The following is a 24901-nucleotide window of genomic DNA, read 5'->3' as shown; positions in this document are numbered from 1 at the left end:
GTCACTCGCCCCCCTGCTCCCGCAACGACACCACCGGGTCCCCGCGCCGCACCGCCAGCGCCGCCGTGACGAGCAGCGGAGTCACCGACACGGCGGCCAGCAGTACGGCGATCTGCGGCACCGGCAGTTCGACCAGCACCCGCGGCACCGGGCGTGTGGCCTGTTCCGTCAGCACGATCAGCGGGACCACCGCCCGGGTCAGCACCGTCCCCAGGGCCGTCCCCGCCACCAGCGCCAGCGCCACCAGCACGCCCTGCTCGACGGCGATCATGCGGGCCAGTCGGCGGCGCGGGGCGCCCAGAGCCCGTAGCACGGCCAGTTCGGCGCCCCGCTCCCGCAGCGACCCCGCCGCGCTCACCGCGAAACCGACCGCGGCCAGCGCCGCCGCCACCCCGGCCGCCGCCGCGAACGCCGCCTCCGCGCCCGCGCCGAACGGATCGTCCCGCAGCCGGGCGGCCGTCTCGTCCCGCACCACGACCTGCGCCGGGTCCAGCTCGGGCAGCGCCCGCAGAGCCCTCGCGACCTCGGCCGACTCTCCGGGGGCGGTCCGCAGCCACCACTCCGTGGGCGTGACGCTCGTCCCGTACCGGGCCTCCAACAGCCGGTTCACGGACCGCAGATCGACCAGCAGGGCGCCCCCGCCGGCGTCGCCGGTCGTCGGCAACTCCCGTACCGCACGCACGATCCGCACCGGCACGTTCTCCCCGCCGACCGGCACGTCCACCCGCTGCCCGGTGCGCGCGCCCGCCGAGGTGAGGAACCGGTCGGTCGCCACCGCCGTGATCTCGGGGGGCCTCGGCTGTACGACCTGCACCCGCACCGTCAACGACGCGGTGACCCAGGTGTCCTCGGCCGGCACATACCCCGTGCCGTACTCGACCGTGAGCGGCCCTGACGAACTCATGGCCGGTTTCGTCGGGTTCGTCTTCCCGTCCGGTGAGGAGGCGTCCCCGTCTGTGCGCACGGACGCCTTCCAGGAGGCGGGCAGCGGCACCTGCCGCACGGTCCCGTCCATCGCGGTCGCCGTCAACTGGCCCAAGGTCAGGCGCTGTTGTTCCGCCTCCCCGACCGGCTGGGACAGCACCAACTGCACGTCCGTGAGCGCCAGCGGCCCCCCGGAGACGGGCACGTCGAGCGCGTGCGCCCGCCCGTCGCGGGGGAGTTCCCCCGCCGGCACCTGGTACGGCGTCCCGTACCGGTCCACCAGCGTGACCGTCACGTCCGCCGCCGGGCCCGACCCGTTCCGGGAGGAGCTGTGCAGGGTCGCCGTCAGCCGCAGCCGGGCGGTGTGCGGGGGCACCTTCGCGCCGGTCGTCGGCGTCCTCGGGCCCAGGGACGCGAGCAGCGGCCGTACCGGCTGCGAGGCCAGGTCCCGGCGCATCAGCACCGTGTCCGCCGCCTGCGCGGTGTCCAATGCCAGCAGTGCGGCCGTGCGGTCGCCGGACAACGGCAGGTCCGCGCGGAAGGCGGGGGCGACCTCTTGTACGTGCGGGATGGCCGCGTAGGTCTCCGTGCGCCCGAGGCCGTCCTCCCCGGCGGCCAGGACACGCACCGGGGCGCCCGCGCCGAAGTCCGCCTGGTCGCCCTGCGAGCGGTTCCAGGAGGCACGCTGCCCGACCGCCAGCATGCCGAGCGTGACGGCCAGGACCAGCAGCAGCACCGGGCCCGCCCCGCGCATCGGGCGGCGGCTCAACTGCCAGCCCGCCAGCGCCGCGGTCAGCCCGCGCCCGCCGGCCGCCCGGCGCTCGGCGAGCCGCGCGACCAGGGGCAGCAGGCGCAGGGTCAGTACCGTGCCGGCGAGCAGGGCGAGTGGCGGGGCGGCGACCAGTAGCGGGTCGATGCCGAGCGTGCCGGACTTGTCTCCGTTCACGGCACCGGAGTTCTGCTTGTCCAGCTGCCAGTACGCTACGGCGGCCACGGCCAGCAGGGCCAGATCGGCGCCGGCGCTTGCTGTGCGGTTGAGAGCTCGGGTGCCTCTGTGATTCGCCGAGTGCGGCAGGTTCGGGGCTGATCGCGCAGTTCCCCGCGCCCCTTCGGGGCGCTGACCACTGCGCGACAAGCCACGACGGACCCGCACACGATCGACGGACCCTCGTGGAGCGCCGGTCAGCGTCACGGCCAGGGCGCACCCCAACCCCGCGGCCCCCGCCACCACCCACACCGCGAGTCCCCCGCCCGCCGGCACCTCCAGCCGCAGTCCGATCCGTGCCAGCGGCCCCTGGGCGGCCAGCAGTCGGGTGAGGGGGCCGGCCAGCAGTGGTCCGCACAGCACCGCGGGCGCCGCCAGGAACAGGGCCTCCAGGGCGGCCGGCGAGGCGATCCGCGCCCGGGAGGCGCCGCGGGCCCGCAGCAGCCGGACCTCGCCCGCGCGCTCGGCGCTCAGCAGCCGGGCCACCAGCAGCAGCGCACAACAGGCCAGCAGCACCAGCTGCAACGCGACGATCAGCAGCGTCGAACGGGAGACGAGCAGCGAGCGCTCCACGCGGTCGAGAACCTCGGGCAGGGAGGTGCTCGCAGCCGTCGCGCCGCTGAGGACGGGCTGTCGGCGCAGGGCAACCCCACCCGCTCCGGCCGCCTTGCGCAGCTCGCCGATCCGCCCGGTCGTCAGCGTCGAGAAGTCGGCCGACGCCAGCCACCCGGAGGGCCCGGCGCTCACCTTTCCGCCGCTCAGCACGCCAGGTGCGGCGAGCAGGGGGCCGTACGTCGTGAAGTCGACGGTGGTGACGCCCCGGCCGCGCAGGTCGTCCAGCCGCCAGTAGGGCGCGTCCGCCCGGGCGGGCCGGTACAGGCCGGTGAGCGTGACGTGCGCCTTCGGGCCGCCGAGCCGGTCGGCGAGGGTGAGGCGGGCGCCGGGCTTCAGGCCGAGGCGCTGGGCGGCGGTCTGCGGGAGGGCCGCCTCGATGCCGGCGCCGGAGTCCGTCCGGGGTGCCCGTCCCGACACGAACCGCACCTGGGTCGGGTCGAGCGCCGCGACATACGTCAGACCGGGGTTCCCGGACCGCTCGGCCGGCGGCTGCAGCGAGCGCGGCAGTGCGTACGGCCCCGAGCGCACCAGGGTCCGCACGGTCACCGGCAGCCCGTCGAACATCCGCCGCGCCCCTTGCCGTACGGCGTCCTCGACGGCGGCGCGCCGGTCCGCCGGGACGTCGGCCTTGACGATCAGCGCGGCATCGCCGGCGTTCTGCGGGTCCCGCAGCGAGTGGCGCAGGGCCGCGTCACCGATCGCGCCCGAGTAGGCGGTGAGGGTCGCGAGGACGGCCGTGGTCAGCAGCACGGTGAGCAGCGCGGCGGCCAGCAGCGGGCGGTGCGCACGGGCACGTAACAGGACGAACCGTGCCACCGCACCGAACGCCGTCACGCCCAACCCCCCGTGGTTGTCCAGACCTCCGGGCGATGTTGTCAGAGGGCGTGGGCCCTCGGTAAGCGCTTGTACGGAGGGCGTGACCGGATCGTGACCGGATTCCGGCGTCGTACGACCGGAATCCGCACGTCATGCGGTCGGGTTCAGTCCGGGGCGTTCACCATCGAGGCCGCGGCGTACGTCAGGTACTTCCACAGCTGCTGCTCGTGCTCCTCGGACAGGCCGAGCTCGTCGACGGCGTCCCGCATGTGCCGCAGCCAGGCGTCATGCGCCTCGCGGTTCACGGTGAAGGGGGCGTGGCGCATGCGCAGCCGGGGGTGGCCGCGGTTGTCGCTGTACGTCGTCGGGCCGCCCCAGTACTGGATCAGGAACAGCGTGAGGCGCTCCTCGGCCGGGCCGAGGTCCTCCTCGGGGTACATGGGCCGCAGCACCGGGTCCTCGGCCACGCCCTCGTAGAAACGGTGGACGAGGCGGCGGAAGGTCTCCTCCCCGCCGACCTGCTCGTAGAAGGTCTGTGTCTCAAGCGTGCCGCGCCGGATCTCGGTCACTGTGGGGTGCCTCGCATGGGTCGTTCCGGTCCGCCCGTATCTTTTCTGCCGGGGGTCCGGGGGTCGTCCCCCGGAAATTGCAGTACGCCCTCCATGCTCTCAGACCGCTCGGCGGAGGACCTGAGGCTTAGGTCCCCGCCCGCATCCAGGAAGCGGACATTCCGGATCTGGCGCCTTCGGTACTCGCCTCCTGCCCTGCCCCGCAGCACAGTGGACGTATGGGCGCAGCTGCTGTCGGCAAGGAACTGGACGACCTCGCTGCCACCGCGCGGGCGGAGCTCGTGGAGGAGATCGAGGCGAGCGGGGCCTGGGAAGAGGACCCGGTGTGGCGGGAGGCGTTCGAGGGGGTCCCGCGCCATCTCTTCGTGCCGTACTACTACGTCGGAGTCGTGGGCGGCTACGAGCGGCGATGGGGCGAGAGCCCTGATCCGCGGACACGCGAGCGGTGGCTGCGCGGCGCCTATGAGGACGCCCCGCTGGCCACCCGGCTGCGCGACGGCGAGCTGCTCTCCTCCAGCAGCCAGCCGTCGCTGATGGCGAAGATGCTGGCCGAGCTGAGGGTCGAGGACGGCAACCGGGTCCTGGAGATCGGTGCGGGCACCGGCTACAACGCGGCCCTGCTGGCCCACCGGCTCGGCGAAGACGATCTGGTCACCACCGTCGACCTGGAGCCGGAGATCACCGAGTCGGCCCGGCAGCACCTGGCCGCCGCCGGCTACCACCCGGCCGTCGTCACCGGCGACGGCGCCCGCGGAGTCCCTGAGCGCGGCCCCTTCGACCGGATCATCGCCACCTGCGCCCTGACCTCGATCCCGCGCGCCTGGCTCGCCCAGTGCAACCCGGGCGCCCGGATCCTCGCCCCCTTCGCCACCGGCCTGATCGCCCTGACGGTCCGGAACGCCGCCCACGCCGAGGGCCGCTTCCTGCACACCCCCGCCTACTTCGTCCCGCTGCGCGGCGGGACCCGCCCCGAGCAGGAGTCACTCCGACTCGACGCGATCCCCCGCCGGGCCAGGGACCACGAACTCTTCCGCTTCCTCCTGACCCTGACGCGCGCCACCCTCGCCCCCCAGGAGGCCTTCGCCTTGTGGGAGCGCGAAGAGCAACCGCAACGGGAGCGCTACGGCGTCACGGTCGACGGCGAGCAGGAGTGGGCATGGCTGGACAACCCGAAGGGACCGTACGTCTGGCCCCTCCGGGGCGTGAGCGGCTTCTAGGGGCGCGGGGAACTGCGCGACCAGCCACGACGGTGCCGCAGACAAACGACGGCATCAACCCCGACGAATCGTGATCGTCGTCCACGCACCGACGTGCACCCGGTCCCCGTCCTGCAACGGCACCGGCACAAAGGGTTGAATCGGCTCATCGGAGCCGTTGACCGTCGTACCGTTCGTCGAGTTCTGGTCCACGACCGCCCAACTGCCGTCCGGCTGCTGAACGAGCACCGCGTGCTGGTGCGAGACGCCCGGGTCCTCCGGCGGCACCGCCAGGTCGATGTCGGGGGTGTCGCCGGTGGAGTGCCGGCGGCGGCCGATGGTGATCTGGTTGCCGCTGAGGGTGCGCTGCTGCTCGGGCGAGTACGCGGGCAGGTTGAGCCCCGCGGCCTCGGGGCCGGAGCGCTGCATCATCGCCATGAAGTACTCGCGGTCCGGACCGATGGTCGCCGTCCAGGTCACCGGCCCGCCGTGGGTCTGCGGGAAGCCCTGGCCGGGCGGGGGCGCCTGAGCCGGGCCGGGCTGCGGATAGCCGTAGCCACCCCCCTGGGCCGGGCCACCGGGAGCACCGGGGCCGGGGCCGCCGGACGGCGGGGAGATCACCCAGTCGTCGTCTCCGCCGCCGAAGGACGGGCCGCCCTGCTGCGGCGGACGTCCCGTCTCCTGCGGGAAGCGGGGCGGGGCCGGCGGACCGGGCTGCTGGAACGCCTGCGGGGCGCCACCGGGACCACCGGGGCCGCCGTGGCCGCCGTGCGGTGTGGGACCGGGCGGCGGCGGGACCGGGCGCGAGGGGTCGGGGCCGAAGCCGGACCGGTCGGCGAACGGGCTCGGCGGACGGGGAGGCTCGGTGCCGAAGGGGCTCGGCGGCGGGCCCGAGGGCTCGTTGCCGAACGGGCTCGGCGGGATCGGCTCCGCCGGGCGGTTCACCTGGGACGGACGCGAGCCCTGGTACTCGTACGAGTCGCCACCGCCGTACGACGGCCCGGGCTGCTGCTGGAAGGGCCCGCCGGGGCCGGGCGCCGGCTGGCGCGGGGCGGCCGGGGTGTAGGAGGTCGCGGTGTTCGTCAGGAAGTTCCACCGGCACTCCTCGCAGAACGGCGCACCGCCCTCACGGGGCGTACGGCACTGCGGGCAGAGCTCCGGCTCGTGGTCCGGCACCGCGGACAGCGGACGGCCGCCGGGCTGAGGGCCCTGACCGGGCTGCGGGAAGCCGTAGCCGCCGCCGGGCGGGGGCGGCGGGGGAGGGGGCGGAGGCACGGCACCGGCCATGCGGTGACCGCAGACCTCGCACCAGTCGTCGGAACCCGACTGGTGTCCGTTCGGGCAGGTCGGCATGTCGGCGCTTCCCCCTTTCCTTCAGGGTCCTGTTCGGTCCTGTGATGTGTACGGCGACGTGACGTCCGGTGTCACTTCTTTACACGAACAGTCTTTGTCGACCGTGTCTCGAGAGTCATCTCGTCGGCCTCCTCGACCTTCGCTTTCAGTCGCACAGTACCTGTCGCGGCATCGACCACGTCCACCACCTTCGCAAGCAGTTTCGCAGTATCCGCGTTTCCGGAGGCGCTGGCGAGCTGAACGGCCCGGCCCAGTTTGGCCGTTGCTCCATCCATATCGCCCGCTTTGCGAAGATCCAGCCCTTGTTGGATGGCCTGTGCCAGTTCGGCCTGCCCGGTGTAGTGGGCGACCTGGGGGTTGATCGAGGTGGAAGCCGCCATGTCGTCGGTCCACACGGCCCTGACCAGGCCCTGGGCGCCGAGGTTCTGCGCGCTGCCGTCGGGCTGCGGGACGACCAGGGAGACCCGGGCGGCCAGCATCTCCTGGCCGAGGCTCGCGGCCGGGACCTCGACGCATACGTGGTAGTCACGGGACTCGTCGCCCCAGGAGCCGGTGGGGTAGTCCCCGGCGCGCGGGCCGGCCTCGGTGCGGCGGTCGGTCAACTCCTCGACCGTGGGCGCGACTTGCTTGACGAACTTGATGGCGGTGCCGACCGGCGTCCACAGCCGCAGAGCGACGTCGGCGACCTCCTTGCCCATCGCCTTCTCCATCATCTGCGTGAAGTCGGCGGCGAGGGCGGCCGGGTCGGCGACGATGTCGGCGGTGCCGAGCAGCGCGGAGGCGATCCCTGTGACTTCTTTCACTTCCCAGTCGGTGCCCACGCCACGTGCGTCACAGGTGAAACGTCCGGCGCAGGAGTCCAGGGCGGCCTTGAGGTCCTCGGGCGACTCGTGCTCGTTGCGGCCGTCGGTGAGCAGGATGCCGTGCCGGATGGCGACCTCGTCCGAGGAGAGCAGCCGGTCGGCGAGCTTGAGCCAGGTGCCGATGGCGGTGCCGCCGCCCGCGCTCAGCTTGCGCAGGGCCTCCTTGGCCTGGCCGCGGGTGGTGGCGTCGGCGACCGCGAGGCGCCCGCCGCCCGGATAGACCTCCTTGGCGACGTGCGTGCCGCCGATCACCGCGAAGTGCACCCCGTCGCGCAGGGTGTCGATCGCGGCGGCCGTCGCGTCACGCGCGTTGCGCATCTTGGTCGGCGGGTAGTCCATCGAGCCGGAGCAGTCGACCATGATCGCAACCCCGGCCGACGGGCCGTGCCCCGGTGCGTAGAGGTGCGGCGCGGCGACCGCGCTGCCGACCGTCCCGCCGCCGGTGGCGGTGACCGTGACGATGGCGTTGACCTCGCGGCCGCCCTCCGGCAGGTACTCGTTCTGGTACACGTCCATCGAGAACTGCGGCACGTTGGACTTCGAGAAATTGGCCATGCCTACTCAAATCCCCCTCGGAAACCCCGCGTTCGCGGGGCGACGACTGTATGCGGACCGGTCCCCTCCGGTCCGCTGAGGCATCCCCGTACACGGCCTCAGGCCGATCCTGCCCCCTGAGGCACCGCCGGGAACGGCACGACGGCCACTGTTACGTTGTCGTGGCCCCCGCCGTCCAGGGCGTGACCGACCAGCACCCGGGCGCTGTGCAGCGGACGTACGGCGGCATCCGGCGGGACGACCTCGGCCATCTCCTCGGCCGGCTCCGCGTAGTTCCACAGTCCGTCCGTGCACACCACCACTACACCCGGCCGGTCCGGCTTGAAGGAAGCGGTGTGCGGCTCCAGTTCGTAGGCATCCGCGCCGAGCCAGCCGGTGATCGCGTGGGCGCGCTCGTCGGCGTACGCCTCGGCCTCGCTCATCAGGCCCGCGGAGACCATCTGCGCGGCCCACGAGTCGTCCTCGGTGAGCCGGGCCGGGGCCGAACTGCGATCCAGCGGCACCCAGTAGGCGCGGCTGTCGCCGACCCAGCCGACGACCAGCAGCCCGGGCGTCACGATCGCGCCGACGATCGTGCAGGCGGGCGCATTCTGGTGCGGGGAGTGCTCACGGGCGGTGGCGGGTTCGTCGGCCAGGGCGTTGACCGCGTGCGAGGCGGCCACGATCGCGTCGTGCATGGCCTGCTGCGGGTGCGTGCCCCGCGGCAGGGCGGTGAGCAGCGCGTCGTTCGCGGCGCGGGCGGCGGCGAGCGAGGCGTCGTCGGGGCGGGTCGCCGAGGAGACGCCGTCGCAGACGATCGCCACGGAGGCGGGGGCGCCGTCGGGCAGGGTGGCGGTGCCGATGCCGAACGCGTCCTCGTTGCGGTGGTGGCGCAGTCCGCGGTCGCTGACGGCGGCCACCGGGCCGGACTCCTGCTCCATGTGGTCGCGCTCCCGGGGCTGGGCGTGCCCGCAGTTCTCGCAGTAGCCGTCGTCGTCGACGCGGCCCGCGCGGCAGGCCACGCACAGCTTGGCCTCCTCGGCGGGCGCGGCGAGCGAGGCCACGCGCGGGTCCGGGGCCTGCAGCGGGTACTCGTCGGGTACCGGCGGCCGGTCGAAGCGCACCCCGGAGGCCGGGGAGACCGGCGACCCCGTGGGCTGCTCCGGCGGCAAGGGGGAGCCGCCCGAGTCCGTCCCGTGCAGGTCCGTCGGCAGATGGGTCGCCGCAGGGGTGTCGGAGCCGCCCGGGGTGGCGGCGACGGGCCAGGCGGTACCGCCGCCTTCGCCGGGCTGCACGTCCGAGCCGTTCAGGGCGATCGTCGGATGGTCGTCCGGCCGTGCGGGCACGACCGACAGGTCGTATCCGCACGCACCGCAGAAACGGTCACCCGACTCGAGCGGCCACTCGCAGCTCGGGCAGTTCGACAGGGCGGCCTGCTGGGGCATCTGCGACATCAACTACACCCACGTCCGGGGGCGGTAACGGTTGGCACGTTCCACCAGGTCGATCCTCTCCTCGCCGCCTCGCGCCAGCCGGGCCAGCGTGCGGTACGAACGCTCCAGGCCGAAGCGGAGTCCCCGCTCGTCCAGGTCGCTGCCGAGCAGCACGCGCTGCGCGGCGGGAGCAACCACCTGGCCACCGGAGAGTATCCAGTCCAGCGCGCAGCCGAGGACTTCGGCGGACAACTGCTCCCGGCGCGCCGGGTCCAGACCGTACGCGTCCAGCGCCTCGACCTGCCCGGCGGCGGCTTTGAGGTCCTCGATGAACGGTACGTCGGAAGAGGCCGCCGTGCGCCCGCGCAGCCGCGCCCGTACGGCCGCCACCCGCGCGGCCGTGTAGTGGATCGAGGACTCCGGCACCGACTCCAGCGTCCGTACGGCACTGCGCCGGTCCCCGGTCGCGAGCTGCACCCGGGCCAGGCCGAACGCGGCGCTCACATAGCTGGGGTCGGTCGACCAGACCAGCCGGTAGTACTCGGCGGCGTTGTCCAGCTGGCCCAGCAGCTCCGCGCACAGCCCGAGCGCGAGCTTGGGCGCGGGTTCGCCGGGGAACGCGTCGTAGATCGCGTCGAAGGCGAGCGCGGCGCCCTCCTCGTCGCCGGTCACCAGCGCCGCCACACCCCGGTACCAGACGACCCGCCAGTCGTCGGGCCGCTCGGTCTCCAGCGTCTGCAGGGCGCCCCGCGCGGTGGCCGAGTCGCCGTTCTCCAGCCAGGCGCGGATCTGCCTCAGCCGGGTCTCGACCGATGCCGCCGGAGCCGCGGCGAGCGCCCCGAGCAGCTCGGCCGGCGCGGTCGTCATCAGGCCCGCGAGGAAACCCGCGTTCGGGTCGGAGGGGTCGACGCGGGGGACGGGCAGGGCGAGGGCCGCGGTGGGCGAGTTGACGTGCTTGACGAGGGCCGCCGAGCCGTTCGCGGCCGCGGGGAGCTGCGGCTGCTGCCCCTTCCTCGACTGCACCGCCCGCGCCCCGAGCCGCGAGACGTCGCCCTCCAGCTTCGGGAACAACTCCGTGTCGGTCACCTTCAGTTCGGGTCCGAACAGTGTCGACAGCGATGGCCGCGCCCGCCCGGTCTGCAGCGACACCACCTCGCGCAGCACGCCCGTCAGCTGCTCCGCCATCTCCTGCGCGGAGGCGAACCTGCGGGCCGGATCGGGGTCGGTGGCGCGCACCAGGAGCCGGTAGAAGGACTCGTACTCGCGGAAGACCTCGATGTTGTCGGGGTCGGGCAGGGAGTCCACGAAGACGTTCGTGTAGCCCTGGAAGTCGAAGGACAGGACGGCCAGCGTGCGCGCCACCGTGTACAGGTCGCTCGCCACCGAGGGGCCGACCTCGGCGACCTCCGGCGCCTGGTAGCCCACGGTGCCGTAGATGGCCGACTCCTCGTCGTCCATCCTGCGCACCGCGCCCATGTCGATCAGCTTGAGCTGGTCCTCGGTCTGGATCGCGTTGTCGACCTTGAAGTCGCAGTACAGCAGGTTGCGGCTGTGCAGATGGCCGAGGGCTTCGAGCGCCTCGATGCCGTACGCGCACGCCTGCTCCACCGGCAGCGGATCCCGTCTGCCGTCCGCTGTGCGGCGGCCGTTGGCGATCTCCTTCAGGGACTTGCCGCCGACGTACTCCATGACGATGTAGCCGTCGAGCGAACCGGTGCGCTGGTCGAGATGCTCCACGAAGTTGTAGATCCGCACGATGTTGGAGTGCTCGATCTCCGCCAGGAAGCGCCGCTCGGAGATCGCCGCCGCCATCGCGTCCTGGTCGCCGGTGTCGAGCAGGCCCTTGAGGACGACCCAGCGGTCGGAGACCGCCTTGTCCACGGCGAGGTAGACCCAGCCGAGGCCGCCGTGCGCCAGACAGCCGACGACCTCGTACTGGCCGTGCACCACATCGCCGGCCTTCAGCTTCGGTACGAATGAATACGGGTTGCCGCACTTGGTGCAGAAGCCCTCGGTGCGGCCTGCGCGCTCCCCGCGCGAGCGGCCCACCGGCGCCCCGCAGTCCGAGCGCGAGCAGAACCGCTTGCGCTCGGGCACCTCCGGGTTCTCCAGCACCATCGCTCGCGGATCGGGCCGCGGCACGTCCGGCACCTGCACCAGGCCCACGCCCAGCCGGCCGCGGGAGCCGGTGCTGGTGCCGGAACCGGAGCTGCGCACCGACACCGAACGGCCGGTGGACTTCCCCGACAAGGAGCGCGAGAGCCGCCCCGACACCGAGCGCCGGGACTTCGACGACTGCGAGGAGGTGCGCGAGCTGCCGCGGCCGCCGGCCCGCGAACTGCCGCTGTCCTGCGAGCCCTTGCCGCCACCGGTGATGCCGGTCGCCGGCGAGTTCACCATGCCCTTCGCCGACACGACCGGCGCCAGTCCGCAGGTGTCGCAGTACAGCTCGCCGCCGCCCACGTCCTCGTACGTGCCCTCGCAGTCCGGTCGTTGACAGGTCTGCTGTGCCTCACTCATGGCGCTGTCTCCCCCCTGCGGTCCTGCGGACCGGCCTGCCCCGGTACGCGCGGGGCGCCCAGCACTTCGGCGGCCGCCTGCTGGTAGCGCAGCACGGCCTGTTCGGCGACGCGCAGATCGCAGGGTGCGCTCCACAGCATGCGGCGCGCCGCGTCGTACCGCTCGACCAGGAACGGGTCCTCGGCGTATCCGAGCCGGGCCACCTTCGCCTTGTACGCGTCGAGGCGGCCGCGCAGCTCGGCGCGGACCGCCAGCGGCGCGGTGACCGCGGTCAACGACTCGCGGGCGCGCAGCAGTTCGTCCTCCGCCTTCTGCTCCAGGGACTCCAGGAGCGGGGACAGACGGTGCCACTGGGCGTGTCTGCGGTACTCGGCGGCCGTCGCGAGCTGCTCCTGCAGCACGGTCGGCGGGCCGCTGACGACCGGCACCTCCGTGGCGGCGATCTTCGCGAGGACCTCCCCGCGCGCGTTGCGTGCCTCCGCGAGCGTGCGGTCCGCCCGGCTGAGCACGTCCCGCAGCTTCACCAGCCGCTGCTCCGCGTCCTGCCGGACGGTGAGCACGGCGTCGATCTCCCGGCGCACCTCCTCCAGGGCGCGCGCCTCCCGGTCGTACACCGTGGTGTCCGGCCGGCCGCCGCCCGGCGCCGAACTCCCCTGTGCGGGGATCCAGTACGCCAGGGGGTCGGAGATCACCTGCTCGCGCAGGGTGGTCAGGGTGCGGGTGATGCGCTCCAGGTCGTCGCCTGAGGGGTGCTCGCCGGGGCGCACCCCGACGGAGTGGGCGAGCGTGCGGGTGCGCTGGAGCTCCGCGGCCAGTAAATCGATCCGGGCGGGCAGCGCCGACCAGACCGCGTCGGCCGCGACCACCATGTCCAGGCTCGACGCATACAGCTCGTTCATCAGGTCGACCAGGGCGGCCAGGGAGTACTGCCGGCTGAGCTTGCCCGGGGCGGACAGCAGCGTCGGCGCGTTCGCCATGGCCATGGTCGAGCCCGCGACCGTGACGGACTCGCCGCGCAGCAGCTCCGTCAGCTCCACCAGGTCCTCGCGGCTGGACCAGCGGCGCCGCGAGCGGATCTCCCGGGCGGAGCGCAACGCGTCGGTGTACGCGTCGAAGTACGCCCACAGCAGCATGATCGACGCCTCCGCGGCGGCCCACCGCTCCTTGGTGATGCCCGTCAGCTCGGCGCCCTCGAGGAGTCTGCGGCCCGCGTGGTCCTGCAGGGCGAGGAGCGAGGTCTCGATCGCCTCGTGCTCCGCGCCGAGCCGCGCCAGCGCACGGTCCACCTCGTCCCGGTCCATCACCGGCCCGGCGGGGTCCGTGACGCCCATCGATCACCTCTCGCTGCTGTCGTGTTCCGTCGTGGTTCCGTCGTGTGCTGCCGTACGTCCGTCAGTTGATGACCGGTCACTTGTAGTGGGCTTCGGGAGGGGTGGCCGACGCCGACTTCTCGCCACCCTGATCCATGGTCGGATGCAGCCACTTCCCGTAAGAGGCCGCCCAGTCGCCGTCCTTGATGTAGTTCTGCAGGGTCCGGTTGACCTGGCGTATCAGATCCTGGGAGCCCAGCTTCATCGCCACGCCGTAGTACTCGTCGGTGAACAGGCCGCCCTTCAGCTGCACCGTGGGGTCCTGTGCGGCCTGGCTCGCGGCGAGCGCGCCGTCCGTGACGACCGCGTCGACCGCGCCGAGCTGCAACTTCACCAGGCAGTCGAGCTGGTTGGGGACCACCGTCCCGATGTCCGCGCCGGTGGGGAGGGTGCCCTTCGCCTTGTCGCCCTGCAGTCGCTCCAACGCGGTCGAACTGTCCGCCGAGCAGATCCTCTTGTGGGCGAGGGTGCTGTTGTATCCCGTGATCGCCGAGGTCCGCGGGGCGAGGACCTGCTGACCGGTCCTGAAGTAGGGAGCGGAGAACGCGACTTGCTTGATCCGGTCGCAGTTGATCGTCATGGTGCGGACCACCATGTCGACCTCGCCGTCCTGAATCGCCTTGATCCGGCGGCTGGTCGGGATGGCCTTGAACGAGACCGCGTCCGGGTCGCCCAGGATGTCCTTGGCGATCTGGTGCACGAGGTCGATGTCGAAGCCCTCCGGCGCACCGGAGGTGTTGTTCGGGTTGAGATAGCCCCAGCGGTAGCTGTTGGTGTCGATGCCGACGATCAGACGGCGGTCCTTGCGGGCCTTGATCCTGTCGATGATCGGTGTGCTGCCGTCACCGCCCGAGGGTGACAGGCTGCCGTCCTGCGGGTTGTCGCACGTGGCCGCCGCCCTGGCCTGCAGGCCCTGGGCGACCCCCGGGCCGCCGCTGCCCGCGGCGTCGTCCGTGCCGCTCGACTGGGTCAGGGGCAAAAGCAGTACGAACGCCAGCGCCAGGGCGCACAGGGCCGCCATCGCGCCGACCCCGCCCCAGCCCCGGAGGCCGGTCCGCAGACGTTGTGCCAGACGCCGTGCATCCATCGTCACGCCCCCTCTCACCGGTACTCCGACAGCCTGCGCCCGATGCCGACCACTGCGCCGGCTGCACCCAGCACCGCGAGGACCGCGGCCCCGTACGGCAGGCCCGTCAGCGCGTCCCGGCCGTCGCCCGCGGCCTGCTTGAACTCGGCCTGCTCATGGGCGAGTGCCGTTTCCAGAGCCAGGTCCACATTGTCGAAGCACACGCTCGTCGGGTCCTTGCCGACGCCGATGACCTTGTCCCGGGCCTGCTGGTACTCGCCCTTGTCGTTCAGGCCCTGCGCGAGCCCGTGCCGTTCCTTCCACGCCTTCATGTAGCTGTTCGCGTCCTGTACGGGTTTGCGGCCCGCCGGGTCGTCCGCGAGTCCGTCGGCCTTGGTCAGCGACGCGGCCAGCTCGCCGATCTGCTCGTCGTACCCCGCGGCGTAGGCGTCCACCGGGTTGCCTCCCACGACCTTGGTGTCCGCGCCGCGCCGGATCAGGCTGAGGTTCTCGTCGCTGCGGGCCGTCAGGGACGCGATACGGGCGTCGTGCAGCACGTTCAGCGAGCGGACGCCGTGGTCGTACGAGGCGTTCAGCCCCGAGCGGGCGACGGTGTGGCCGACGACCAGCCAGAGCAGCACCACCACGGACGCGGCGGAGGCGGTGACCAGGCCGTGGTTCAACACCCGGTTGGTGCGCAGGTAGTTGCGGCGCTGCGCCCAGGCCAGCCCGCCGAGGGCGAGCAGACCGAGGCCGACCGCCGCCCACGGGAACGACTTCGCGTCCGCGTAGTCGGAGCTCAGCCGCTGGTTCTCCTTCTGGTACAGGGCCTCGGCCTTCGGCAGCATCTGCTGCTGCATCTGCTCGTTCGCCGCCCGCAGATAGGCGCTGCCCACCGGGTAGCCCTGCCGGTTGTTGGCCCGGGCCGTCTCCACCAGGCCCTTGTACTGGGGCAGCAGCTTGTTGAGTTCGGCGATGGTCTTCGCCGCGTCGGACCCCGGATCCGAGCTGGAGGCGGCCGTGACCAGCTTCTCCGCGGCCGTCCGGATGCCGTCCTCGTACCGCTGCCGCGTCTCGGGCTTCTCCTGCGGGCCTGCGAGATAGCCGCTGGCCGCCGCCGTGTTGGCGTCGGCGAGCGAGCGGTAGATGTCGGCCGCGTCGGAGCTGAGCGGCTGGCTGCGGGTGAGCACGTCCTCGGCGGCCGTCGACCGGGCCGTCATCTGCCAGGCGGTGACCGCGCCGAACGCCACGACGAGCAGGGCGAGCAGCGCACCGATGATGCGCAGCCGCCCGGGCTCCGTCGTCGCGGCCTCGCGCAGCCGGTCGACGCCCTCCGCGAAGGCCGTACGACGTGCGGAGACAACGTCGGGAACGGCTGCCGGACCCGTCGGCGTGGGGGGAACGGGCCGGCCCGGCTGAGGCGGTACGGACGGCATTGTGGGCACGGCGGTGCCCGGTCTTGCCGCACTGCTCTTCGGCGGGTGTGTCACTTTTGACCTCCCCCATGGTCATCCGTCACAGCAAGTATCGCCGCCAGGACTGACATCCGCACGGGGTGCCCGCCGACGGCTTGCAGGATCCCGCACGTCCCCTGCCCAAGAACACGTTTTGGGAATCAGTTCGGTTCCGTACTGGGGGCTGCCGCCCTCAGGCCCCGCTTCTTCGGCCCTTGAGGGGCCTCGTCCTCAAACGCCGGACGGGCTGAAAATACCTGACCGGCGTTCAGCCTCCGAAGTATGCCCGCACCCGCTCGTGCACCGCCGTTTCCGCGCCCACCCTGTCCAGGCCCAGCAGCGCCGCCCCCAGCACCGGGCTCGCCGTCACCACCCGGGGTACCGCCTTCGGGGCGCGGACTGTGAGCAAGTCGCGGACGCCGTACGTCAGTTGGGGGTGCTGGGCGGCCAGGACGCCGCCGCCCAGGAGAACGGGGGTCTCCTCCTCCAGGAGGTCGAGGCGGGTCAGGGCCACCGTGGCCATGGTCACCACCTCGTCGGCCAGGCGGTCGACGATCGCGCGGGCGACCGGGTCGCCGTCCGCCGCCGTGGCGAAGAGGACCGGGGTCAGTTCATGGCGGCGGGCGTGCGGTACCTGCTCCAGGTGGAGGGCCTGGATGAGGGCGAGCATGGTGTCGTGCCCGAAGTGGGCCGGGAGGGTGTGCGCGAGGGCCGTGTGCTCGCCGCGGCCGTCCTCCGCCCGTGCCGCGTGCCACAGGGCCTCCTCGGCGAGGCCCCAGCCGCCGCCCCAGTCGCCGGAGATGCGGCCGAGCGCGGGGAAGCGGGCGGTGCGCCCGTCGGGGCGCATGCCGACGCAGTTGATGCCCGCGCCGCAGACGACGGCGACCCCCCGGGGCTCGGTGACGCCCGCGCGCAGGATGGCGAAGGTGTCGTTGCGGACCTCCACGCCCGAGCCCCACGCGCGCGCGTGCAGCGCGGCCGCCAGCTGCTCCTCCTCGAAGGGGAAGTCGGCGTTGGCGAGGCAGGCGGAGACGTGGTCCACCGAGCTCACCGCCGCCTCGGCGAAGGCCCGTTCCACCGCCTCGGCGACCTTGTCGACGGCCGCCTCCACGCCCACCACGGGCGGCCGGAACCCGCCGCCGCGGGCCGTGGCGAGGACGGTTCCGTCGGCCGCCACGACCGCGACGTCGGTCTTGCTGTTGCCCGCGTCGACGGCGAGGACACGTGCGGTCATGCCCACGCGAGATGCTCCCGGTTGTGTGCGATCAGTCGGTCGGTGAGGACTTCCGCGTACGCGAACTGGCCGATGAGGGGGTGGGCGAGGAGCGCCTTGAACACCCGGTCGCGGCCGCCGCGCAGCGCCGCCTCCAGGGCCAGGTCCTCGTACGCCGTCACGTTCGCCATCAGGCCCGCGTACAGCGGGTCGACGGGCGGTACCGGCAGTGGGAGCGGCCCCTTCGGGCCCACCGCCGCCTGCACCTCGATCACCGCGTCGTCCGGCAGGAACGGCAGCGTGCCCCGGTTGAGGGTGTTGACCACCTGGTACGGGCTGCCGGCCGAGCCCAGCAGGGCGGCCGCCAGGTCCACCGCCGCCTCCGAGTAGTAGGCGCCGCCGCGCTTGGCGAGCAGCTCCGGCTTCTCGTCGAGGGCCGGATCCCCGTACATCTTGAGCAGGTTCCGTTCCATCTCGGCGACTTCGGCGGCACGGGAAGGCTTGGTGCGCAGCTCGCGCACCACCTCGTCGTGTGCGTAGAAGTAGCGCAGGTAGTACGACGGGACGACGCCCAGGCGGTCGAGCAGGACCCGCGGCAGCCGCAGATCCGCGGCGATCGCGTCGCCGTGTTCGGCGAGCAGCTTGGGCAGGACGTTCTCGCCCTCGGGGCCGCCCAGGCGGACGCCGGTCTCCCAGGTGAGGTGGTTGAGGCCCACGTGGTCGAGGTGGACGTCGGCCGGTGCGACGCCGAGCCGGTCCGCGAACTTCCGCTGGAATCCGATCGCCACGTTGCACAGACCGACCGCCTTGTGGCCCGCCTGCAGCAACGCGCGCGTGACGATGCCGACCGGGTTGGTGAAGTCGACGATCCAGGCGCCCGGGTTGGTACGGCGGACCCGTTCCGCGATGTCGAGGACGACCGGGACCGTGCGCAGCGCCTTGGCCAGGCCGCCCGCACCGGTGGTCTCCTGGCCGACGCAGCCGCACTCCAGCGGCCAGGTCTCGTCCTGCTCACGGGCCGCCTGCCCGCCCACGCGCAGTTGCAGCAGCACGGCGTCGGCGCCGTCCACGCCGGCGTCCAGTTCGTCGGTCGTCACGATCCTGCCGTCGTGGCCCTGCTTGGCGAAGATCCGGCGGGCCAGGCCCCCCACCAGTTCCAGGCGTTCGGGCGCCGGGTCGACGAGGACCAGTTCCTCGACGGGCAGGGTGTCGCGCAGCCGGGCGAAGCCGTCGATGAGTTCGGGGGTGTAGGTCGAGCCTCCGCCGACCACGGTGAGTTTCATGAACAGTTAACCCTTCACTCCGGTCAGCGTGACGCCCTCGACGAACGCCTTCTGGGCGAAGAAGAACACGAGGATCACGGGGGCCATGACCAGCACGGTCGCGGCCATGGTGAGGTTCCAGTCGGTGTGGTGCGCCCCCTTGAAGGACTCCAGGCCGTAACTGAGGGTCCAGGCGGCCGGGTTCTCCGAGGCGTAGATCTGCGGGCCGAAGTAGTCGTTCCAGGCGTAGAAGAACTGGAACAGGCCCACGGCCGCGATGCCCGGTCTGGCCATCGGCAGGACGACCTTCAGGAGGGTGCGCAGGTCGCCGCAGCCGTCCACCTTGGCCGCGTCCAGGTACTCGTTCGGGATGGTCATCAGGAACTGGCGCAGCAGGAAGATGGAGAACGCGTCGCCGAACGCCATCGGGATGATCAGCGGCCAGAGCGTGCCCGACAGGTCCAGTTGCTTCGCCCAGAACAGGTACATCGGGATGATGATCACCTGCGGAGGCAGCATCATCATCGAGATCACCAGCATCAGCGACAGATTGCGGCCGCGGAAGCGGAACTTGGCGAGCGCGTACGCCACGGGGATCGAGGACGCGACCGTAAGGACTGTTCCCAGTCCCGCGTAGATCAGCGTGTTCTTCCACCAGGTCAGGAAGCCCGGCGTGTCGAAGACCTTCTTGTAGTTGGCCCATTCCCAGGTGTGCGGGACGAGGTCCCGGCTGAGTGCCTGGGTGTCGCTCATCAGGGAGGTCAGGAAAACGAACACGAAGGGGAGGACGAAGAAGAGCGCGGCCGCGACGCCGAGGGAGTGGATCGCGAGCCATTCGAGTACGGCCCGGCGGCGGGCCGTGCGCTCGGCGGGAGTGACCGGTGCCTTCAACTGCACGGGCTTGTCCAGTACTTGGGCCATGGTCAGTCACCTGCCAGGTTGAGACCGCCCCGGCGCCGCATCAGGAACGCGGTGAACACCATGGACAGCGCGAACAGGACCAGGGCGACGACACATGCGGAGCCGTAGTCGAAGCGCTGGAAGCCGAGGTTGTAGACGAGCTGGGGGAGGGTGAGGGTCGACTTCTCGGGATAGCCGGGCTCGAACTGGGTGCCCGCGCCCTGGATCACACCGGAGGCGACCTTCCCGGCGATGAGCGGCTGTGTGTAGTACTGCATGGTCTGGATCACGCCGGTGACGACGGCGAACATCACGATCGGCGAAATGTTGGGAAGGGTTACATACCGGAACCGCTGCCAGGCGGACGCCCCGTCCAGCTCTGCCGCTTCGTACTGCTCCTGAGGTACGTCGAGCAGCGCGGCCATGAAGATGACCATCAGGTCGCCGATGCCCCACAGTGCGAGCAGGGTGAGGGCCGGCTTGGACCAAGTGGGGTCGTTGAACCAGCCGGGGGCCGGGATGCCGACCTTTTCGAGGATCGAGTTCACCGGGCCGGTACCGGGATTGAGGAGGAAGGCGAAGGCCATCGTCGCGGCCACGGGCGGGGCGAGATAGGGCAGATAGAAGAGGGTGCGGAAGACCCCCGTGCCAGTCTTGATCTTGGTGATCAGCAGGCCGACTCCGAGGCCGAAGACGACCCTCAGGCTCACCATGACCAGCACCAGCCACAGGGTGTTGCGCAGGGCCGGCCAGAAGTAGGGGTAGTGCTCGAAGACGTACGTCCAGTTCTTCGTTCCGCTCCACGTCGGCGGTTTGAAGCCGTCGTAGTGCATGAAGGAGAAATAGACCGTCGAGATCAGCGGATACGCGAAGAAGACCGCGAAGCCGATCAACCAGGGCGACATGAAGGCGAGGGTTCGCAGTGCCTTTTTCCGCTGCTTCGCAGCGAGGCCAGACCTGCGGCGCTTCGAGTCCAGGGTGCTGGTGCTCATCGTCGGACTACTTCGCCTGCGCGATGTCCGTGTCGATCTGCGCGGCCGTCTTCTTCAGGCCCGCCTTGAGGTCGGTGACCTTTCCGCTCTCGTAGTCGTAGCCGAAGTTCTGGATCGTCGTGAGATACACGCCGCCGTTGACGGAGGCCGGAGAGGTGGTCGAGTTCGGGTTCGCGGCGATGTCCAGGAACGTCTTGAAGCGCGGGTCGTACTTCAGCTTCGGGGACTTCAGGGCGGCCAGCGTCGAGGGCACGTTGTGGATGGCGTTGGAGAAGTTCACCACCGCGTCCGTGTCCGTGGTCATGTACTTCACCAGCTCCCAGGCCGCGTTCTGCTTGTGGCTGGCGGCGGAGATGCCGGTGATGGTGCCGGTGATGTAGCCCTTGCCGTACTGGCTCACCTGGTCGTCGGGGACGGGCAGCGGGGCCACGCCGATGTCGAACTTCGGCTTGGCGTCCAGGGCCATGCCCAGGCGCCATTCGCCGTCCAGCTGCATGGCCACCTGACCGGTGTGGAAGGGGTGCTTGGCGCCCCATTCGTCGCCGAGCTTGGAACGGTACGTCTCCAGCTTCGTGAAGCCGCCGAGTTCGTCGACGAGCTTCTTCTGGAGTGTGAATCCGGCCTCGAAGGCGGGGTCCGTGGCGAGCTGGGACTTGCCGGCCTTGTCGAAGTACGTCGGGGAGAACTGGCCGAAGTAGTGCTCGGTCGTGGTCTCCCAGCCGTGGTAGTCCGGCATGAATCCGAGCTGCTGGTAGCTGTCGCCGTGCGGGATGGTCAGTTTCTTGGCGTCGGTCTCGAATTCGGACCAGGTTTTCGGCGGGGTCTTGATGCCCGCCTTCGCGAAGGCCGTCTTGTTGTAGTAGAGCCCGTAGGCGTCACCCAGCAGCGGCGCCGAGCAGCGGTTGCCGTCGAACTGGGTGTACTCGTTCATCGCCTTCGGGAACGTCGTCTGCGGGTCGATGCCGGCCTTCTTGAAGAAGGGGTTGAGGTCGATCAGCGCACCTGACGAGCAGAACTTCCCGACGTTGTTGGTGGTGAACGAGGAGATGACGTCCGGGGCCTTGTCGCCGCCCGCGCGCAGCGCCTGGTTGATCTTGTCGTCGGTCATGTTGGCGACGACGTTCACATGGATGTTGGGGTGTGCCTTCTCGAAGCCGGCGACCAGGGAGTTGACGGCCTTCACTTCATTGGGCGCGCTCCAGGCGTGCCAGAAGTTGATGGTGGTGTCCTTCGAGGCGTCGTCGTCGGCGCTCGAGGAGGACTGGCCGGTACAGGCGGTGGCGAGCAGGGCGAGGGAGGCGGAGGCGGCGAGAGCGAGGGCCGCTTTCCGGGATATTCCGGGCATGTCAGGGTCTCCCAGGGCAGGGCAGGGCAGGGGATGGTGAGGGAAGGCGGGGGGTGAGTATCGGGGCCCGTACGCGGTGCGTACGGGGTGTCAGCGGGAGGTGTCGAAGACCTCGTCGCGGGTGGTCGCGAGGGCGCTCTCCAACGCGCCGCGCAGCACGGGGTGTTCACGGACGTCGCCGACCACGAGCCGGGGCCGGGAGGCCGCCAGCTCCTCCAGCTCGGCCTGGACGAGGGCGCGCAGCACCTCGCCGCCCGAGGTCAGCGAGGCGCCGCTGAGGACGACGAGTTCGGGGTCGAGGACGGAGACGAGGGAGGCGAGACCGGTGGCCAGCCGGGTCGCGTACGTCTGCAGCAGCTTGCGGTGCAGGACGGTGTCCTCGGCGGCGGCCCGCTCCACGAGGGCGGCGGCGACCTCGGCGTACGGCCCCGAGGGGATCTGCCCGATGCCGAGTTCACCGGCGAGGTGCGGGATGGCCTGGGAGCCGGCCAGCTCCTGGTAGCCGCCACTGTTGGCCTTGGTCACATGCCGGACCAGGGGTGCGCCGGGAACAGGAAGGAAACCCACCTCTCCGGCGCCGCCGGTCCAGCCGCGGTGCAGTCGCCCGCCGAGGACGAGGGCGGCACCGAGGCCGCCCTCGTTCCACAGCAGCACGAAGTCCTCGTGCCCGCGGGCCGCGCCCAGTCGCTGTTCGGCGACGGCGGCGAGGTTGACGTCGTTCTCGTACTCGACCGGCATCGGCAGGGCCGCGGCGATTTCGTCGAGAAGGGCCGGGGTGTGCCAGCCGGGGAGGTGGGAGGCGTAGCGCAGGCGGCCGGTGTTGGGGTCGAAGGCGCCGGGGGTGCCGATGACGAGCCGGTGGATGTCGTCGCGGGCGAGCCCCGCGGCCTTCACGGCACCGTCGAGGGCGTCGGTGACCTGCCGGACGACGGGCTGGGTGGGCCGCCTGCCCGGGGTCGGGAGCTCGAAGGAGCCGACCGTGCGGCCGGTGATGTCGGCGACGGCGGCGAGGACGCGCTCGGGGGTGACGTCGAGCCCGGCGGCGTACGCGGCGGCCGGATTGACCTCGTACAGCTGGGCGTTGGGGCCGGGGCGTCCCTCGGTGGTGCCGGTGGCGAGGACGAGCCCGGCCGCTTCGAGGCGGGCGAGCAGCTGGGAGGCGGTCGGCTTGGAGAGGCCGGTGAGCTTGCCGATCCGGGTGCGGGACAGGGGGCCGTGCTCCAGGAGGAGGTCCAGGGCGGCGCGGTCGTTCATGGCGCGCAGGACGCGCGGGGTGCCCGGCGTACCGGCTGTTCCTGCCATGTGGGTCGCCACCTGCCTTTCGACTGCCCAGCTTCTCAGCGACCGGGGAGGTAAGTCCATCGGACGATCACCGGAGGGCTGTCTCCCGATCACTGTTAGGAAAGTTTCCTATTGGCTGGAAAGGAACGTAAGCCCAGGGCGAAGGAGGCGTCAATAGAAAACGCCCCCGAGGCAACGGACTCGTTACCTCGGGGGCGGGTGGAAGGTGCTGGGGGCCCGGCCCCTACTTCGTCGGCTGCCGCTGCTGGACAAGCGGTGTCGCCGCCTCCGACTGCGGGGAGTCGGGGTTGGAGAGCACCGACGGGGCCGCGACCGCCGCCGTCGGGTCGGCGGCCTCCTCCTCGTCCGCCGGGGCCGTCGCGCCGCCCACGATGCGGATGTTCGCCGCGTCGAAGGCGCGCTTGATGCGCCAGCGCAGCTCGCGCTCCACGGTGAGGGACTTGCCGGGCATCGTCTTGGCGGAGACACGGACCACCATCGAGTCCAGCAGCACGCTGTCCAGGCCGAGGACCTCGATCGGGCTCCACAGGAGCTCGTTCCAGGGCTCCTCCGCGCTCATCTTCTCGGCGACCTCGTCGAGGGTGGACTTCAGCCGGTCCAGGTCCTCGTTCGCCTTCACGGTCACGTCCACGCCGGCCGTCGCCCAGCCCTGGGAGAGGTTGCCGATCCGCTTGACCTCGCCGTTGCGGACGTACCAGATCTCTCCGCTCGCGCCACGCAGCTTGGTCACCCGCAGGCCGACCTCGATGACCTCGCCGGAGGCGACGCCCGCGTCGATCGTGTCGCCGACGCCGTACTGGTCCTCCAGGATCATGAAGACGCCGGAGAGGAAGTCCGTGACCAGGTTGCGGGCGCCGAAACCGATCGCCACACCCGCGACACCGGCGGAGGCGAGCAGCGGTGCCAGGTTGATCTGGAACGCGGCCAGGACCATCAGGGCCGCGGTGCCGAGGATCGCGAAGGACGCCACCGAGCGCAGCACCGAACCGATCGCCTGGGACCGCTGGCGGCGGCGCTCGTTGTTGACCAGCAGGCCGCCCAGCGAGGTGCCGTCGACCGCCTCGGCGGTGCGGGTCATCCGGTCTATCAGCTTGGTGATCGCCCGCTGCACGACCGCTCTGAGCACCCCGGCGATCACCAGGATCAGCAGGACCCTGAGCCCGATCGCGAGCCACGTGGACCAGTTCTGCTCGACCCAGCTGGCGGCGTTGGTCGCGCTCTGCTGGGCGTCCTGGATCGAGGAGGGCACCGTCGGGGTCGTCGGCTCCGAGGGAGTCGGCGACGGCGACGAACCGGCGGCCAGTAGGACGGCGGGCAAGGACACGGCAGGTACCTCCAGGTGCAACGGTCCGCCGTCCCGTACGTCGACTCGGTCAAGGTCACGAAAAGGTCACCGGGACGGCAGGCCCACCACACTATCGGGGCATGGTGTGCGAATCCTTGCCATCTTCTGAGGAGAGACCGTGCTCACCCCGGGGTGAGCAGGTGGGATAAACCGATGCCCCTCCGGGGGATGAATCAGGTGTGGTCGAAAACACTCCCAGCCCGTTACCGGGACATGGTGGCGCTTCCACCAGGCAAGAGGGGAGACTGACTACAGATCGTCCCGGCGCGAGCCACGCGCCGCCGACGCCCAAGGAGGCATCCGTGCCGCATGTCCTGGTCCTCAACGCGTCGTACGAGCCACTCGGCGTCGTACCGCTCCGCCGCGCGCTCATCCTCGTCCTGGAGAACAAGGCTGTCTCCCTGGAGGAATCCGGCGCCTTCATGCACAGCGCAACCGTCACAGTCCCCGCACCCAGCGTGGTCCGGCTCAAGCGATTCGTCCGGGTTCCCTATCGGGGGCCCGTTCCTCTGACCCGTAGGGCGCTGTTCGCGCGCGACGGGGGCCGGTGCATGTACTGCGGTGGCGTCGCAACCAGCGTCGACCACGTCATCCCGCGCAGCCGCGGGGGCAAACACGTCTGGGACAACGTGGTGGCGTCCTGCCGCCGCTGCAACCACGTGAAGGCCGACCGACACCTCTTCGAGATCGGCTGGCGGCTGCGCCACAAACCCGCTCCACCCACCGGCCTGGCCTGGCGGATCATCGGCACCGGCCATAGGGACCCGCGCTGGCTGCCGTACTTGCAGCCGTACGGCGCGGAGGACGCCATGGCCCGGATCGACGGCATTTCCGCCTGACGATC

Annotated in this window: 18 protein-coding genes; 2 read left to right on the top strand and 16 right to left on the bottom strand. The window is 71.5% G+C overall.

What is annotated here, in order from left to right:
* Position 1: 1 nt before the first annotated feature.
* Positions 2–3358 (bottom strand): ABC transporter permease, encoded by a 3357-nt coding sequence (locus tag ACWCRD_RS12990; protein WP_450965922.1) that lies wholly within the window; start codon positions 3356–3358, stop codon positions 2–4.
* Between the two features lie 146 nt (positions 3359–3504).
* Positions 3505–3909, bottom strand: a complete 405-nt coding sequence (locus ACWCRD_RS12985; RefSeq protein ID WP_450965921.1) for a globin — start codon at positions 3907–3909, stop codon at positions 3505–3507.
* A gap of 218 nt (positions 3910–4127) precedes the next feature.
* On the opposite strand from ACWCRD_RS12985, the gene ACWCRD_RS12980 reads away from it, so the two are divergent.
* Positions 4128–5126: a methyltransferase domain-containing protein gene (locus tag ACWCRD_RS12980; protein WP_450965920.1), complete on the top strand. Its 999-nt coding sequence runs from the start codon at positions 4128–4130 to the stop codon at positions 5124–5126.
* Positions 5127–5180: 54 nt separating this feature from the next.
* On the opposite strand, the gene ACWCRD_RS12975 is transcribed toward ACWCRD_RS12980, so the two are convergent.
* The 14 genes from ACWCRD_RS12975 to ACWCRD_RS12910 form a co-directional block, all read right to left on the bottom strand.
* Positions 5181–6458 (bottom strand): FHA domain-containing protein, encoded by a 1278-nt coding sequence (locus tag ACWCRD_RS12975; protein WP_450965919.1) that lies wholly within the window; start codon positions 6456–6458, stop codon positions 5181–5183.
* A gap of 71 nt (positions 6459–6529) precedes the next feature.
* Positions 6530–7876: a vWA domain-containing protein gene (locus ACWCRD_RS12970; protein WP_450965918.1), complete on the bottom strand. Its 1347-nt coding sequence runs from the start codon at positions 7874–7876 to the stop codon at positions 6530–6532.
* Positions 7877–7974: 98 nt separating this feature from the next.
* Positions 7975–9309 carry a PP2C family serine/threonine-protein phosphatase gene (locus ACWCRD_RS12965; protein WP_450965917.1) on the bottom strand — a complete coding sequence of 445 codons (1335 nt, stop codon included), beginning with the start codon at positions 9307–9309 and terminating at the stop codon, positions 7975–7977.
* 3 nt (positions 9310–9312) lie between these two features.
* A complete protein-coding gene (locus tag ACWCRD_RS12960) occupies positions 9313–11808 on the bottom strand; it encodes a tetratricopeptide repeat protein (protein ID WP_450965916.1) in 2496 nt (831 codons plus the stop codon).
* Positions 11805–13139, bottom strand: coding sequence for a hypothetical protein (locus ACWCRD_RS12955; RefSeq protein ID WP_450965915.1), 1335 nt, complete (start codon positions 13137–13139; stop codon positions 11805–11807). The genes ACWCRD_RS12960 and ACWCRD_RS12955 overlap by 4 nt, the downstream gene beginning before the upstream one ends.
* Before the next feature lie 76 nt (positions 13140–13215).
* The gene (locus ACWCRD_RS12950) at positions 13216–14265 is read right to left on the bottom strand and encodes a glutamate ABC transporter substrate-binding protein (protein WP_450965914.1); all 1050 of its coding nucleotides are present in this window, start codon (positions 14263–14265) and stop codon (positions 13216–13218) included.
* A 14-nt stretch (positions 14266–14279) separates the two neighbouring features.
* Positions 14280–15734: a hypothetical protein gene (locus tag ACWCRD_RS12945; protein WP_450965913.1), complete on the bottom strand. Its 1455-nt coding sequence runs from the start codon at positions 15732–15734 to the stop codon at positions 14280–14282.
* Between the two features lie 232 nt (positions 15735–15966).
* On the bottom strand, positions 15967–16938 hold the full coding sequence (locus tag ACWCRD_RS12940) for an N-acetylglucosamine kinase (RefSeq protein ID WP_450965912.1): 972 nt from the start codon (positions 16936–16938) through the stop codon (positions 15967–15969).
* Positions 16929–18194, bottom strand: a complete 1266-nt coding sequence (locus ACWCRD_RS12935; protein WP_450965911.1) for a 6-phospho-beta-glucosidase — start codon at positions 18192–18194, stop codon at positions 16929–16931. Before ACWCRD_RS12935 ends, ACWCRD_RS12940 begins: the two co-directional genes overlap by 10 nt.
* A gap of 6 nt (positions 18195–18200) precedes the next feature.
* On the bottom strand, positions 18201–19094 hold the full coding sequence (locus ACWCRD_RS12930) for a carbohydrate ABC transporter permease (protein ID WP_450965910.1): 894 nt from the start codon (positions 19092–19094) through the stop codon (positions 18201–18203).
* A 2-nt stretch (positions 19095–19096) separates the two neighbouring features.
* Positions 19097–20065: a carbohydrate ABC transporter permease gene (locus ACWCRD_RS12925; RefSeq protein ID WP_450965909.1), complete on the bottom strand. Its 969-nt coding sequence runs from the start codon at positions 20063–20065 to the stop codon at positions 19097–19099.
* Between the two features lie 7 nt (positions 20066–20072).
* Positions 20073–21410: an ABC transporter substrate-binding protein gene (locus ACWCRD_RS12920; protein ID WP_450965908.1), complete on the bottom strand. Its 1338-nt coding sequence runs from the start codon at positions 21408–21410 to the stop codon at positions 20073–20075.
* Positions 21411–21500: 90 nt separating this feature from the next.
* Entirely contained in the window at positions 21501–22712 is a 1212-nt protein-coding gene (locus ACWCRD_RS12915; RefSeq protein ID WP_398950285.1) for an ROK family transcriptional regulator, read from the bottom strand.
* 223 nt (positions 22713–22935) lie between these two features.
* Positions 22936–24036, bottom strand: a complete 1101-nt coding sequence (locus ACWCRD_RS12910; protein ID WP_450965907.1) for a mechanosensitive ion channel family protein — start codon at positions 24034–24036, stop codon at positions 22936–22938.
* Positions 24037–24359: 323 nt separating this feature from the next.
* On the opposite strand from ACWCRD_RS12910, the gene ACWCRD_RS12905 reads away from it, so the two are divergent.
* Positions 24360–24896, top strand: coding sequence for an HNH endonuclease (locus ACWCRD_RS12905; protein ID WP_046259555.1), 537 nt, complete (start codon positions 24360–24362; stop codon positions 24894–24896).
* Positions 24897–24901: the final 5 nt, after the last annotated feature.

The organism is Streptomyces sp. NPDC002092 (assembly GCF_053593775.1).
Note: the sequence above shows the minus strand (reverse complement) of the source record. Positions and strands in the feature narration are given on the sequence as shown.